General features: G+C 59.3%; 14 protein-coding genes. 10 read left to right on the top strand and 4 right to left on the bottom strand.

Translation table 11 applies throughout. The features are described 5' to 3' along the window. Positions 1-10: 10 nt before the first annotated feature. On the top strand, positions 11-859 hold the full coding sequence (locus tag ACWNZ1_RS24030) for a ChaN family lipoprotein (protein WP_256453753.1): 849 nt from the start codon (positions 11-13) through the stop codon (positions 857-859). 245 nt (positions 860-1104) lie between these two features. Here the strand turns inward: ACWNZ1_RS24030 and ACWNZ1_RS24025 are convergent, their stop codons facing one another. The 3 genes from ACWNZ1_RS24025 to ACWNZ1_RS24015 form a co-directional block, all read right to left on the bottom strand. Then, positions 1105-1377 (bottom strand): TfoX/Sxy family protein, encoded by a 273-nt coding sequence (locus ACWNZ1_RS24025; RefSeq protein ID WP_135847190.1) that lies wholly within the window; start codon positions 1375-1377, stop codon positions 1105-1107. Between the two features lie 234 nt (positions 1378-1611). Further along, entirely contained in the window at positions 1612-1953 is a 342-nt protein-coding gene (locus ACWNZ1_RS24020; RefSeq protein ID WP_135847189.1) for a pentapeptide repeat-containing protein, read from the bottom strand. 91 nt (positions 1954-2044) lie between these two features. Beyond that, the gene (locus ACWNZ1_RS24015) at positions 2045-3601 is read right to left on the bottom strand and encodes a bifunctional aminoglycoside phosphotransferase/ATP-binding protein (RefSeq protein WP_265072384.1); all 1557 of its coding nucleotides are present in this window, start codon (positions 3599-3601) and stop codon (positions 2045-2047) included. Positions 3602-3717: 116 nt separating this feature from the next. Here ACWNZ1_RS24015 and mrcB point away from each other — a divergent pair, with 116 nt between their 5' ends. The 3 genes from mrcB to ACWNZ1_RS24000 are packed head-to-tail and all read left to right on the top strand — an operon-like array spanning position 3718 to position 7101. Continuing rightward, the gene (mrcB, locus tag ACWNZ1_RS24010; RefSeq protein ID WP_256453752.1) at positions 3718-6036 is read left to right on the top strand and encodes a penicillin-binding protein 1B; all 2319 of its coding nucleotides are present in this window, start codon (positions 3718-3720) and stop codon (positions 6034-6036) included. A gap of 16 nt (positions 6037-6052) precedes the next feature. After that, entirely contained in the window at positions 6053-6772 is a 720-nt protein-coding gene (locus ACWNZ1_RS24005; protein ID WP_135847186.1) for a hypothetical protein, read from the top strand. After that, complete coding sequence (locus tag ACWNZ1_RS24000; RefSeq protein ID WP_256453751.1) at positions 6772-7101, top strand: YqcC family protein; 330 nt, start codon at positions 6772-6774, stop codon at positions 7099-7101. The genes ACWNZ1_RS24005 and ACWNZ1_RS24000 overlap by 1 nt, the downstream gene beginning before the upstream one ends. 6 nt (positions 7102-7107) lie before the next feature. On the opposite strand, the gene ACWNZ1_RS23995 is transcribed toward ACWNZ1_RS24000, so the two are convergent. Further along, positions 7108-7530 (bottom strand): DUF4124 domain-containing protein, encoded by a 423-nt coding sequence (locus tag ACWNZ1_RS23995; protein ID WP_406550150.1) that lies wholly within the window; start codon positions 7528-7530, stop codon positions 7108-7110. 401 nt (positions 7531-7931) lie between these two features. Between ACWNZ1_RS23995 and ACWNZ1_RS23990 the strand changes: the two genes are divergently transcribed. The 6 genes from ACWNZ1_RS23990 to msrQ all read left to right on the top strand — a co-directional run bounded on the left by ACWNZ1_RS23990 (position 7932) and on the right by msrQ (position 13911). Then, a complete protein-coding gene (locus ACWNZ1_RS23990; protein WP_135847184.1) occupies positions 7932-9656 on the top strand; it encodes an acetolactate synthase 3 large subunit in 1725 nt (574 codons plus the stop codon). A gap of 2 nt (positions 9657-9658) precedes the next feature. Next, complete coding sequence (gene ilvN / locus ACWNZ1_RS23985; RefSeq protein WP_003205610.1) at positions 9659-10150, top strand: acetolactate synthase small subunit; 492 nt, start codon at positions 9659-9661, stop codon at positions 10148-10150. 45 nt (positions 10151-10195) lie between these two features. After that, the gene (gene ilvC / locus ACWNZ1_RS23980) at positions 10196-11212 is read left to right on the top strand and encodes a ketol-acid reductoisomerase (RefSeq protein WP_003185459.1); all 1017 of its coding nucleotides are present in this window, start codon (positions 10196-10198) and stop codon (positions 11210-11212) included. Between the two features lie 144 nt (positions 11213-11356). Next, positions 11357-12214, top strand: coding sequence for a CDP-diacylglycerol--serine O-phosphatidyltransferase (gene pssA / locus ACWNZ1_RS23975; protein WP_135847183.1), 858 nt, complete (start codon positions 11357-11359; stop codon positions 12212-12214). Positions 12215-12277: 63 nt separating this feature from the next. Then, entirely contained in the window at positions 12278-13291 is a 1014-nt protein-coding gene (gene msrP / locus ACWNZ1_RS23970) for a protein-methionine-sulfoxide reductase catalytic subunit MsrP (protein ID WP_256453749.1), read from the top strand. Beyond that, positions 13291-13911: a protein-methionine-sulfoxide reductase heme-binding subunit MsrQ gene (gene msrQ / locus ACWNZ1_RS23965; RefSeq protein WP_256453748.1), complete on the top strand. Its 621-nt coding sequence runs from the start codon at positions 13291-13293 to the stop codon at positions 13909-13911. The genes msrP and msrQ overlap by 1 nt, the downstream gene beginning before the upstream one ends. Positions 13912-13994: the final 83 nt, after the last annotated feature.

The raw sequence follows: 13994 nt of genomic DNA, 5'->3' as shown, positions 1-13994 counted from the left end.
GGATGTAGACGTGCGGCTGATCCTGATCCTGACATTGAGTGTCTTGACGGCTTGTCAGAGCATTGCGCCGCCCCCGGTCAGCGGGCGGATCCGAGACTTGCACACTGGTCAGGTCGTCACGCCCCAGGCGCTGGTCGAGCGTTTGGCGACAGCGTCTCGAGTGGTGGTGGGTGAAAAACACGACAATCGCGATCACCACGCGCTACAGCTATGGCTGCTTCAGGCCTTGGCCGAGAGGCGGGCTCAAGGCAGTCTGTTGCTGGAAATGCTGACGCCGCAGCAGCAACCACGGATTGCTGCCGTTCGCCAGTTATCGACCTTGCCGAAGGACCTGCCCGGTGCGCTGGATTGGTCGCCGGGCTGGGACTGGAGCCTGTATGGGCCTGTCATCGAGTTCGTCTTGACGCAACCTTATCCTTTGCTGGCGGCCAATCTGGACGCCGCCGAGATCCAGCGTTTCTATCGGCAAGCGCCGGGCTTGAGCGGCGTTCGCACCAATGCGACGGTTGTGAAGGGGGAACTGCTGGGACAGATCCGTGAATCCCACTGCGGCCTGCTGCCTGAATCGCAAATGCCGGCGATGCTGGCGGTCCAGCAGCAGCGTGACCGGCGCATGGCTGAACGTCTACTGGACGCGCCCACCCCCGCATTGTTGTTCGCCGGCGCCTGGCATGGGCGAAAGGATGTTGGTGTGCCGCTGCATGCGCTGGATCTTGGGGCCAGCGAAGCTCCGATCGTCTTGATGCTGGCCGAGGAAGGCAGCGACGTGACATCAACCATGGCCGACTATGTGTGGTACACCCCGGCCACACCGCCTCAGGATTACTGCGCACAGATGCGTGAACACACCAAGGGGTGAGATCGCGCTAAAGAAGAGAGGCTTTTTCCAGGCAAAAAAAGACCCGGCAAAAGCCGGGTCAAATAACCGTGATTAGCCTGATGAGGAGATATCTGAGAGTCCGAACCAAGGGCTGTTCAAATATCGACCAGTCTCGCGACCGGATGTGGTAATCATAGCGATTCTCATTACCATGTCAAACATTGTTTTTCGATTTCCCGAAATAACCTGAACGGTTACCACGTCAGTCGGCAAAACGAGGGTAGTCAGGCTTTATGCCGCGTCGAGATAGCGTCCAGTTGTTGATTCAGGGCTTCCTTGCGTTCGGCGGGGAGGTCGTTCCAGTGCACATCCATCAATGCGCCTTCGATCGCATACAGCAACACCTTGGAAGCCCGGAAGCCGCGAGTGCGCACGGCCCGATAGGCGTCCACCGCGCCAAGCCGGCGTAGATCCGAGGCGCTGTGTATACCGACGGCATGCAGCCACTGGGCTGATGTCTTGCCGAGATTCTTCAGGTGTTGCAACTCATCATTCATCGAGCCTCCTTGCGACGGCCGATTGGTGCATTGGGCAAGCTTCTGAGCAGTGTAGCGGTCAGTAGGAAAAGCGTGATTCTTTGGTGGGATTCGACGCAAAAGCTTCTAATGCATTACGCACGATGCGGAGGGAAGGTGCCGCACGATACGTCCTCCAGCGCGGGCGGGGGCGCTGGAGTTCGGGTCGGTCTGTGGCGGGGCGGCCGCATCTTGGCCTACCCGGTTTCCACAGGATCAGCGGGTGCGGTAACGCAGCCGGGTGCCGAAGTTCATCGACATCAGAATCTCGTCGGCAGACAGCTCAGGCGGGAAGTAGGCGCCGGATATCTGCGCGTGGGCCAGGCTCGCGCCTTCCAGTGACGCTTTGCGAAAATCGATGCCGCGCAAATCAGCGGAGCGGAAGTAAGCGTCGCTGAAATCAACGTCGTCGGCGTTCAGTTCCCGCAGATCAAGGCCACGAAAATCACCGCCGCGCATGTCGACCGGACCTTGAGGGCGCTCACTGTTGAAACCTGCAATATCGTCTTTGCGCAGCAAGGCATAAAGCGGGGTATTGAGAAGCTTGGGGAGGCTCATTTCATAGCACCTGTTGGTTTTATGACGCCAGTATAGTGCCACTATTTGGCGGCCGTGAAGCCGGGTCTCGCTTCACGGCCGAAATAGTTTTCTACAGGCCTGGCAGGCGCTGACGGATCTGCGCAACCACGACGTCGAGGGTACCGCTTTCGTTGGTTTGGACCCGTTTGCTGCAAAGGATTTCCGTCGGGGTCAGGGCTTCACGGCTGGCCTGTTGTGCAGCGATGACCGCCAGAGTCGCGTCCGAAGGGTCTTTCTGATCGGCCTGACGCTGCGCGAGTCTGGCTTCGATGACCGCTTGCGGTGCGTTGCAGTCGAGAATCAGGAATGGTGCGCCCGTGGCTTCGGCCACTTTCGCTGCTGCATCGCGCTGGTCGCGCTTGAGGTAGGTGGCGTCGACCACCACCGGGAATCCGGCGTGCAGGATCATGTCGGCGATCTCATGCAGGCGCGCGTAGGTGGCGCTGCTGGCGTCGCTGCTATAGATACCGGCTTGTGGATCGTTGGGCACATGTTGCTCGCCGAACAGGCGCTTGCGCTCTACGTCCGAACGCAGGCGAATCGCCCCCAGTGCTTCCACCAGGCGCATGGCGACGTGGCTTTTGCCTACGGCCGAAACGCCGTGGGTAATGGCCAGGAAATGTGACGGAATGGTGCTGTAGCTTTCGGCCAGGTTGGCGTAGTTGCGGTATTGGCGAAGGGTGGTGGCGCGCTGCACCGGATCGGCTTCGGCCGGCATGCTGAACAGCGCAACCTTGGCGCGGACCAGGGCGCGATAGGCCTTATAGAAGTTCAGCAGTTCAAGGCCCCGGTAATCGCCGGTCAGTTCCAGGTATTGGCTGACGAATCGCCGCGCCAGCGACTTGAGGCCACGGTCTTCCAAGTCCATCGCCAGGAACGCGGTGTCGGCGTAGACGTCGGTGAAGCGGAAGGGCTCGTTGAATTCGATGCAGTCGAAAATCACCACTTTGCCGTCGATCAGCGTGATGTTGCCCAGATGGATATCGCCATGGCATTCGCGGATGAAACCTTCGGCCTTGCGCTGGATGAACAGCGACTTGAGGCGATCAAAGCTGCTTTCAGCCCAGGCTTGCAGCGCTTCGAGTTGCAACAGGTCAGCTTTGTCGCTGAGGAACGGGCGGATCTGTTCGAAGTTCTGCCGCACCGGCGCCATCACGCTGTCCGGGGTGCCGGCCGCATTGTCGGCTGGCACTTTGGGCGTGGAAAGGTGGAACTGGGCGATCTGCGTGGCCATTTCGTCGATGTGGGCGGTGGTCAGTTCACCGTTGGCTTGCAGCGTGCTGAGCAGTTGGCTCTGGGGGAACTGACGCATCTTCAGGGCATATTCGATGGCCGGGCCGTCGCCCGCCAATTGCGGCGCTTCGGCACTGCCGGTAATTGGCAGGACTTCCAGGTACAGGTCCTGGGTCAAGCGCTGGTTAAGGCGCAGCTCTTCGCCACAGAAATGCTCGCGCGCCTCGAGACTGGTGAAATCGAGGAAACCGAAGTTCACCGGCTTTTTGAATTTGTAGGCGTATGGCCCGGTGAGCAATACCCAGGAAATGTGGGTTTCGATGACCTGGAACCCTTCGACGGGATGCGGGTAGAGGGCCGGGTTTTGCAGGGCGGCGATCAGGGATTGGCTCACGGGCGGTCCTTCAGAGACTGGAAAATTCAAGGCCGTCATTATGGCCGCAAGCGACGTTAACGCAAACCTCGTCGGGCTCATGTTGAACCGCCGCAAAGTGCGTATAATCCGCCGCCATGACTCGTACCCGATCCCCCCGTACCCCCAAGAAACCACCCGCCAGCCGCCTGCGGCCCTGGCTGGGCTGGGCCCTTAAACTTAGCCTGGTGGGCCTTGTCGTGCTCGCCGGTTTTGCGGTCTATCTCGATGCCGTGGTCCAGGAGAAGTTCTCCGGCAAGCGCTGGACGATCCCGGCCAAGGTCTACGCCAGGCCGCTGGAGCTGTTCGTCGGACAGAAGCTGAGCAAGGATGATTTCCTGACCGAACTCGATGCCTTGGGTTATCGCCGTGAAAGCGTGGCCAATGGTCCGGGTGCGGCCTCGGTCAATGGCAATACCGTCGACCTCAATACCCGCGGTTTCCAGTTCTATGAAGGCATGGAGCAGGCGCAACCGGTGCGGGTGCGCTTCTCTGGCGACTATGTAGCTGCGCTGACTGGCGCCAACAATGCGAGCTTGTCGGTGGTGCGCCTCGAGCCGCTGTTGATTGGTGGCCTGTACCCCAAGAACCTTGAAGACCGGATCCTGATCAAGATCGACCAGGTTCCGCCGTTCCTGCTCGATACGCTGATCGCCGTCGAAGACCGCGACTTCTACCATCACTTCGGCGTCTCGCCCAAGTCGATTGCCCGGGCCATTTGGGTCAACACCTCCTCCGGCCATATGCGCCAGGGCGGCAGTACCCTGACCCAGCAGTTGGTCAAGAACTTCTACCTGACCAACGAGCGCAGTCTGTCTCGTAAGCTCACCGAAGCCATGATGGCGCTGCTGTTGGAGCTGCACTACGACAAGCCGGAGATCCTGGAGGCGTACCTCAACGAGGTGTTTATCGGCCAGGACGGTCAGCGGGCGGTGCATGGTTTCGGTCTCGCCAGCCAGTTCTTCTTCAGCCAGCCATTGTCCGAGCTCAAGCTGCATCAGGTGGCGTTGCTGGTGGGCATGGTCAAGGGGCCGTCTTCCTACAACCCGCGGCGTAATCCGGAGCGTGCCCTCGAGCGGCGCAATCTGGTGCTCGACCTGTTGCAACAACAAGGCGTGGCGACCGCCGAGCAGGTTGAAGCGGCAAAGAAAATGCCACTGGGCGTGACCAAGCGCGGCAGTCTGGCGGACAGCTCGTTCCCAGGCTTCATGGACCTGGTCAAGCGCCAGCTGCGTGAAGACTACCGCGACGAAGACTTGACCGAAGAAGGTCTGCGCATCTTCACCAGTTTCGACCCGATCCTACAGATGAAGGCCGAAGCCTCGGTCGAGGACACCTTCAAACGGCTGGGCGGGCGCAAGGGCGCTGACGAAGTCGAAGCCGCCATGGTGGTGACCAACCCGGAAACCGGCGAAGTCCAGGCCATGATCGGCAGCCGCCAGGCCAGCTTCGCCGGTTTCAACCGGGCGCTGGACGCTGTGCGGCCGATCGGCTCGCTGATCAAGCCGGCGGTGTACCTTACCGCGCTGGAGAAACCGAGCCAGTACACGCTGACCAGTTGGCTGTCGGACGAAACGTTCTCGGTCAAAGGGGCGGATGGGCAGGTCTGGAAACCGCAGAACTACGATCGCCGCTCCCACGGGACGGTGTTCCTGTACCAGGGGCTGGCGCATTCCTACAACCTCTCGACGGCTCGCCTCGGGTTGGAAATCGGCGTGCCGAACGTACTCAAGACCCTGGCGCGCCTGGGGGTAAGCCGCGAATTCCCGGCTTTCCCATCGATGCTGCTGGGGGCTGGTGGTCTCACGCCAATCGAAGTGGCGGCCATGTACCAGACCCTGGCCAACGGTGGTTTCAATACGCCGATGCGCGGGATCCGTAGCGTGCTGACCGCCGATGGCGAACCGCTCAAGCGTTACCCGTTCCAGATCCAGCAGCGTTTTGATCCGGCTTCCATTTATCTGATCCAGAGCGCGATGCAGCGGGTCATGCGTGAAGGCACCGGCAGTTCGGTTTATAACGTGCTGCCCCGGACCTTGAACCTGGCGGGCAAGACCGGTACCAGTAACGATTCGCGCGACAGCTGGTTTGCCGGTTTCAGCCAGGATCTGCTGGCGGTGGTCTGGCTTGGACGTGATGATAACGGCAAGACCCCGTTCACCGGCGCCACGGGGGCGTTGCAGGTCTGGACCAGTTTCATGCGCAAGGCTGACCCATTGCCGTTGGACATGCCACAACCGGACAATATCGTTCAGGCCTGGGTCGATTCGCGCACTGGACAAGGTTCCGACGCCAATTGCCCGGGCGCTGTACAGATGCCGTATATTCGCGGCAGCGAGCCGCCACCCGGTGCTGCCTGTGGCAGCACGAGTCCCGCCGAGTCGGTGATGGATTGGGTCAAGGATTGGGTGAATTAAGCAAAGAGGGTTTCAAGTGAACAAGTGGTTGATTCCAGCGGTAACGGCCGTGGCTTTGCTCAGTGGCTGCTCTACCGTACAGCGCGGTTCGATTCCGGTCGTTGATTCCGGCACCGCTGTTTCCAACAGTGAGCGGATCTCGGCCAACGGCGGTTTCCGGCAAACGACGGTAAAGCGGCCGGTGCAGGGCCAGCCTCAGGCGATCCCTCAAGGCGACACCGGTGTCGTGGTGATGGTGCCGGGTGGTGGCGCTACGACCTCGGCGCCGATCAGCAGCACGCCGATCACGCCGGGCCCCATTACCCCGGGGCCTATCGAGACCTCGCCGATCGATCAGGGCAGCTACAGCATGCCTTCGACGCCGAGCCGCATTCCGTCGGCCAGTTCGGGTGGTTTGTCCGCCGATGAGCAATTGGACGGTCCGGTGCTGGCCCTGCTCACTACCGCGCAACAGCAGCAGGCCGGCGGCGACCTCAATGGTGCGTCCTCCAGCCTGGAGCGTGCTCAGCGAGTAGCACCGCGTGAACCGCAGGTGCTTTATCGCCTGGCCCAGGTGCGCATGGCCCAGGGCGATGCGCCGCAAGCCGAACAACTCGCCCGTCGCGGCCTGACACTCACCAGCGGTCGTCCGGCGCTTCAGGCCAGCTTGTGGGAATTGATCGCCCAGGCTCGCGAGAAACAAGGCGATTCCGCTGGCGCGGCGTTGGCCCGTCAGAAGGCTAAGGTTTCGCTCTGATGGATACGCGTTTTCCCCAGATTGCCGAGCAGTTGCTGCTGATCGAGCGGGAGTTGAGGGTCCAAGGCTGGTGGAGCAGCGTTTCGCCTTCCGTCGAAGCGCTGGCCAGCGTCGAGCCGTTCGCGGTGGATACCCTGGACTTCGAGCAATGGCTGCAATGGATTTTCCTGCCACGGATGAAAGCCATCCTGGAAAATGACCTACCGCTGCCCAACGCCTCAGGCATCCTCGCCATGGCTGAAATGGTCTATGCCCAGCGGCCAGGGCAGGGCATCGAGTTGCAGCGGCTGCTGTCGCAGTTTGACCAGTTGATCAGCGACGTCGGTTGATCGCTATTACTGGCAATGTTCTTCGATCTGCTTGCGGGTCTCATCGATCCGCTGGCGTCGCTCTTCATCGGTGAGGCGACGCATTTCCCCTTCCACGTCCTCACGCACCCTCGGGTTGTTCTGCAATTGCGCCAGGTTGGTCCGGGCCTGATCGCAGAACACCTTGAGCTGGGCCTGCTGTTCTGCGATCTGTTTCTTTACCTGTTGATCGATAGCCTTCTGGTCGCCAATGACTCCACCAGAGGGGGGCGCTGGTGGTTTAGCGACGGACGGCGAGGACTTGATCACGGTCGTGGTCTGCACGCCTTCGGGCGGCTGGGCTCCGAAATGCGTCACGCCTTGGGCGTCCACCCATTTGTAGACCTGACCGGCCATGCACGTCGGGCTCAGGCCAACCAGCAAGCTGGCCATCAAGAAGAACATTCGCATGCTGTTTCCTTGTCGTGGGTTGCGCAATTGAAGCTAACACAGTTGCCGTTTAAAGGTTTTTTCTTGCGTTCTCATGCGCTTACTTCGAATAAAGTACATTGACGACTTGACTTGCAGAAGACGAAACAGAAGAATCCAAAGTCCGCTGTAGAGGGACTGCCAGAAGCAGACCCACTCGGCAGATCATGAGGCGCACATCCGCGCCGACCTGTTACACCCGCAACGCGTTACCTCGCGCTGGGTGGGAAAGGCCCGCAACACTTGGGACGATCCCAATACTTGCTCAGTCAGTGCTGACGTAGTCGGCGACCACCGTCGCTCATGCTCTGCCGAGAAGTAAACCTATTAAGACCCGTCCCCTTGTTGTGGGTCGGTATTCTGGCGTTTTAGAGGTGAACAACGTGGAGCTTTTATCTGGCGGTGAGATGCTCGTCCGCTTTTTGCGTGACGAAGGCGTCAAATATATCTACGGGTACCCCGGTGGTGCTCTTCTTCATGTCTATGATGCCCTGTTCAAAGAACCGGAAGTGACCCATATCCTGGTTCGTCACGAGCAGGCGGCCACTCATATGGCTGACGGCTATGCCCGTGCCACCGGCAAGGCCGGCGTGGTACTGGTGACTTCCGGTCCAGGCGCCACGAACGCCATCACCGGTATCGCCACGGCGTACATGGACTCTATCCCGATGGTGATCATCTCCGGTCAGGTGCCTAGCACTATGGTCGGCACCGATGCGTTCCAGGAAACCGACATGATCGGTATTTCCCGGCCGATCGTGAAGCACAGCTTCATGATCAAGCACGCGTCGGAAATCCCGGAAGTCATGAAGAAGGCCTTCTACCTGGCTGAGTCCGGTCGTCCGGGCCCGGTCGTGGTCGATGTCCCAAAAGACATGACCAACCCGGCCGAGAAGTTCGAATACATCTTCCCGAAAAAAGCCAAGCTGCGTTCCTACAGTCCGGCCGTACGCGGTCACTCCGGGCAAATCCGCAAGGCAGCTGAAATGCTGCTGGCGGCCAAGCGCCCTGTGTTGTACTCCGGCGGTGGTGTGATCCTTGGCGGTGGCTCAGCGCCGCTGACTGAACTGGCAAAAATGCTCAACCTGCCGGTCACCAATACCCTGATGGGCCTGGGTGCCTACCCGGGCACCGATCGCCAGTTCATCGGCATGCTCGGCATGCACGGCAGCTACACCGCCAACCTGGCGATGCACCATGCCGATGTGATCCTGGCAGTCGGCGCGCGCTTCGACGACCGTGTCATCAACGGCCCGGCGAAGTTCTGCCCGAACGCCAAGATCATCCACATCGACATCGACCCGGCGTCCATCTCCAAGACCATCAAGGCAGACGTGCCGATTGTCGGTCCGGTAGAGAGCGTGCTGACCGAAATGGTCGCCATCCTCAAGGAAATCGGCGAGGCTCCGAACAAGGAGTCCGTGGCCAGTTGGTGGAAGCAGGTTGATGAATGGCGTGGCGATCGTGGCCTGTTCCCTTATGACAAGGGCGACGGCAGCATAATCAAGCCGCAGACCGTAATCGAAACCCTGTGCGAAGTGACCAAGGGCGATGCCTTTGTGACCTCCGACGTGGGCCAGCACCAGATGTTCGCCGCGCAGTACTACAAGTTCAACAAGCCCAACCGCTGGATCAACTCCGGTGGCCTGGGCACCATGGGCTTCGGTTTTCCGGCGGCCATGGGCATCAAGTTGAGTTTTCCGGATGCCGACGTTGCCTGTGTCACGGGCGAGGGCAGCATCCAGATGAACATCCAGGAACTGTCCACCTGCCTGCAATACGGTTTGCCGGTGAAGATCGTCATCCTGAACAACGGTGTGTTGGGCATGGTTCGCCAGTGGCAGGACATGAGCTACGGCAGCCGTCACTCGCATTCCTACATGGAATCGCTGCCTGATTTCGTCAAGCTCGCAGAGGCCTACGGTCACGTCGGCGTACGCATCACCGAATCGAAAGATTTGAAGTCGAAGATGGAGGAAGCGTTCGCCATGAAGGACCGCCTGGTGGTGATCGATATTGCGGTCGACACCAGTGAGCACGTCTACCCGATGCAGATCAAAGACGGCTCCATGCGCGATATGTGGCTGAGCAAGACGGAGCGTACCTAATCATGCGACATATTATTTCCCTGCTTCTGGAAAACGAACCGGGTGCTCTGTCTCGTGTAGTGGGCCTGTTCTCGCAGCGCAACTACAACATCGAAAGCCTGACCGTGGCGCCAACCGAAGACCCGACCCTGTCGCGTCTGACGCTGACCACTGTTGGCCACGATGAAATCATCGAGCAGATCACCAAAAACCTGAACAAGCTGATCGAGGTGGTCAAGCTGGTGGACCTGTCGGAAAGCGCTCACATCGAGCGCGAACTGATGCTGGTCAAGGTCAAGGCCACCGGCGCACAGCGTGCCGAGATCAAACGCACTACCGATATTTATCGTGGGCAGATCGTCGATGTCAGCGCCAGCGTCTATACCGTTCAGTTGACCGGTACCAGCGACAAGCTCGACAGCTTCATTCAATCGATCGGCACTGCCTCGATTCTGGAAACCGTACGCAGTGGCGTCACCGGGATTGCCCGTGGCGACAAAGTACTGAGCATCTAAACCAAATTAGCGAATGGCCTGAAAGGCCGGATAGAGGGGAAATTCATGAAAGTTTTCTACGATAAAGACTGCGACCTGTCGATCATCCAGGGTAAGAAAGTCGCCATCATCGGCTACGGTTCCCAAGGTCACGCCCAGGCGTGCAACCTGAAAGACTCCGGCGTTGACGTGACTGTTGGCCTGCGTAAGGGCTCGGCTACCGTTGCCAAGGCTGAGGCCCATGGCCTGAAAGTCACCGACGTGGCTTCCGCCGTTGCTGCCGCCGACCTGGTCATGATCCTGACCCCGGACGAGTTCCAGTCTGCCCTGTACAAAAACGAAATCGAGCCGAACATCAAGAAAGGCGCCACCCTGGCCTTCTCCCACGGCTTCGCGATCCACTACAACCAGGTTGTGCCACGCGCCGACCTCGACGTGATCATGATCGCGCCGAAGGCCCCGGGCCACACCGTACGTTCCGAGTTCGTGAAAGGCGGCGGTATCCCTGACCTGATCGCGATCTACCAGGATGCGTCCGGCAATGCCAAGAACGTGGCCCTGTCCTACGCAGCTGGCGTCGGCGGCGGTCGTACCGGCATCATCGAAACTACCTTCAAGGACGAGACCGAAACCGACCTGTTCGGCGAACAAGCCGTTCTGTGTGGCGGTACCGTCGAGTTGGTCAAAGCCGGCTTCGAAACCCTGGTTGAAGCGGGCTACGCGCCAGAAATGGCCTACTTCGAGTGCCTGCACGAACTGAAGCTGATCGTTGACCTCATGTACGAAGGCGGTATCGCCAACATGAACTACTCGATCTCCAACAACGCTGAATACGGCGAATACGTGACCGGTCCGGAAGTGATCAACGCCGAGTCCCGCCAGGCTATGCGCAACGCCCTGAAACGCATTCAGGATGGCGAATACGCCAAGATGTTCATCAGTGAAGGCGCCACCGGCTATCCTTCGATGACCGCCAAGCGTCGTAACAACGCCGCCCACGGTATTGAAATCATCGGCGAGCAACTGCGCTCGATGATGCCGTGGATCGGTGCCAACAAGATCGTCGACAAGGCCAAGAACTAAGTCGCGAGCTTGATCGAAAAACGCGGCCTTGGCCGCGTTTTTTCGTTTGGGCGGTGGCTTCTGGTATAAAGCTGCATCGTTTGCGGTCGAACCGTCGTCCCAGACACCTGTCGAATTTTTTCACACCGTTGCAAGGTATTGTCCATGAGCGAACGTCCCGACGAGCCAAACCAGGCTCCTGACGCCGAAAGCCTGCTACCCATCGATGAGCACATCGAAGAAGGCCATGACGCTGAAGGCCGTAAGGTCCGGCATCGTGGCATCTATCTGCTGCCGAATCTGTTCACCACCGCGAACCTGTTCGCCGGTTTCTATTCCATCATCAGTTCCATGAGCGCTCAGGCCGCGTTGAGCGCCGGTGACAGTGCTGGGGCGAGTCGTTACTTCGCCTTCGCTGCCATTGCGATCTTTGTTGCCATGGTGCTCGACGGTCTGGACGGGCGCGTGGCCCGCATGACCAATACCCAGAGCGCTTTCGGTGCCGAGTACGATTCGCTGTCCGACATGGTGGCCTTCGGCGTGGCGCCGGCTTTGTTAGCTTTCGGCTGGGCGCTGGGGGACATGGGCAAGGTCGGCTGGATGGTCGCCTTCATCTATGTGGCCGGTGCGGCGTTGCGCCTGGCGCGTTTCAACACCCAAGTAGGCAAGGCTGACAAGCGTTACTTCATCGGCTTGGCCAGTCCGGCAGCTGCAGGTGTGGTGGCCGGTGTGGTCTGGGCATTCAGCGACTATGGCATCCAGGGTTCGAAAATGTCGTTCCTGGTGGCGTTGCTGGTAGCGGCGGCCGGGATGCTGATGGTCAGCAACATCAAGTACAACAGCTTCAAGGAGTTGGACTTGAAGGGGCGTGTGCCATTCGTTGCGATTCTGGCGGTGGTGCTGGTGTTCGCGGTGGTCTTCAGTGATCCGCCGCGAATTCTGTTACTGGTATTCCTCGCTTACGCGGCGTCCGGCCCGGTTCAATACCTGTTGCACCTGCGTCGCCACAAAAGCGCCGAGTGATGTAATTTCCCCCATACTCCGCAGTCTATTGGTGCACCTGCCCTCCAATACTGCGGAGTTGTCATGCTGATCAAGATCCCCAAGTCGTCCGACTGCCGTGAATCGGACGTCACGCCCGAATCCCTCTATCTATCTCGTCGTCAAATGCTGGGTGCGACCATGGCCGGCCTCGCCGTGAGTAGCCTGCCGCGTTGGGCCAGTGCTGCCGACGCGGCGCGGTATGCCGATGTCGAGCCCGGCAAGGCACCATCCTGGTTTGCCGAGAAACTGCCGTCCACTCAATGGGGCGCGGTCACGGTCAAGAATGAGCCCATTACGCCGTTCAAAGACGCCACCCACTACAACAACTTCTATGAGTTCGGGACCGATAAGGGCGACCCGGCGGCGAATGCCGGATCCTTGAAAACCGAACCCTGGAGCGTGGTGGTGGACGGGGAGGTGGGCAAGCCGGGGCGTTATGGGTTGGAAGACTTCATGAAGCCCTATCAGTTGGAGGAGCGGATTTATCGACTGCGCTGTGTCGAAGCCTGGTCGATGGTCATCCCGTGGATTGGCTTTCCCATTTCCGCACTGCTCAAGCAGATCGAGCCGACCTCCAAGGCGAAATACATCCGCTTCGAAACCCTGCAGGATCCCAAAACCATGCCCGGGCAGCGCTCCGGCTTCGCCTTGATCGACTGGCCTTATGTCGAGGGCCTGCGATTGGACGAGGCAATGAACCCGCTGGCAATCCTGGCGGTTGGGATGTACGGACGGGAGTTGCCGAACCAGAACGGCGCGCCGTTGCGGTTGGTGGTGCCGTGGAAGTACGGTTTCAAAAGTGTGAAGTCGATTGTACGTATCAGCCTGGTTAGCGAGCAGCCGAAGACGACCTGGCAAAGTATTGCGTCCGATGAATACGGCTTCTATGCCAACGTCAATCCGACGGTCGATCATCCGCGCTGGACCCAGGCGCACGAACGCCGTTTGCCGAGCGGGTTATTCAGTCCCAATGTTCGCGATACGTTGATGTTCAACGGCTATCAGGATGAAGTCGCTTCTTTATATGCAGGGATGGACTTGAGGAAGGACTACTGATGCGTTTTCCAGTCTGGCGAATTGGCGTCTTTGTCGCCGCGGCGGTTTGGCCGTTGTTCTGGCTTTACGAAGCGTTGATGAACACCTTGGGGCCTGACCCGGGCAAGGTCCTGGTGGATCGGCTCGGATTGGGTACGCTGATCTTGCTGTTGATCACCTTGAGTATGACGCCGCTGCAGAAACTGACGGGGTGGGCGGGGTGGATCGCGGTCAGGCGTCAGTTGGGGTTGTGGTGTTTTGCTTATGTGGTGCTGCACCTGAGTGGATACGCAGCTTTCATATTGGGGTTCGATTGGTCGCAACTGGGCGTTGAGCTGAGCAAGCGACCTTACATTATTGTCGGGGCCCTTGGGTTTCTCGGTCTGCTCGCGCTGGCGATCACATCCAATCGCTACAGTCAGCGGCGACTGGGTGTGCGCTGGAAGAAGTTGCATCGCCTGGTTTATCTGATTTTGGGGCTTGGGTTGCTGCATATGTTGTGGATTGTGCGGGCGGATCTGAAAGAGTGGTCTATTTACGCCTTTATAGGCTTCGTGCTGTTGATGCTGAGGGTGCCGCCGGTTATGCGCCGAATCCCGCGTTTAAAGGGGCGCAAGGTTCAATCTGCAACAAAAGCGTAATTAAGGGTTGACGGCAAATTCTGGACGTCTATAATTCGCCCCACTTCCGGCGCAGTCGAAACGGAAAACTCCTTGAGTTTCAA

Source organism: Pseudomonas sp. CFBP 5748 (assembly GCF_053850495.1).
This window is presented reverse-complemented; position numbering and strand designations above follow the sequence as displayed.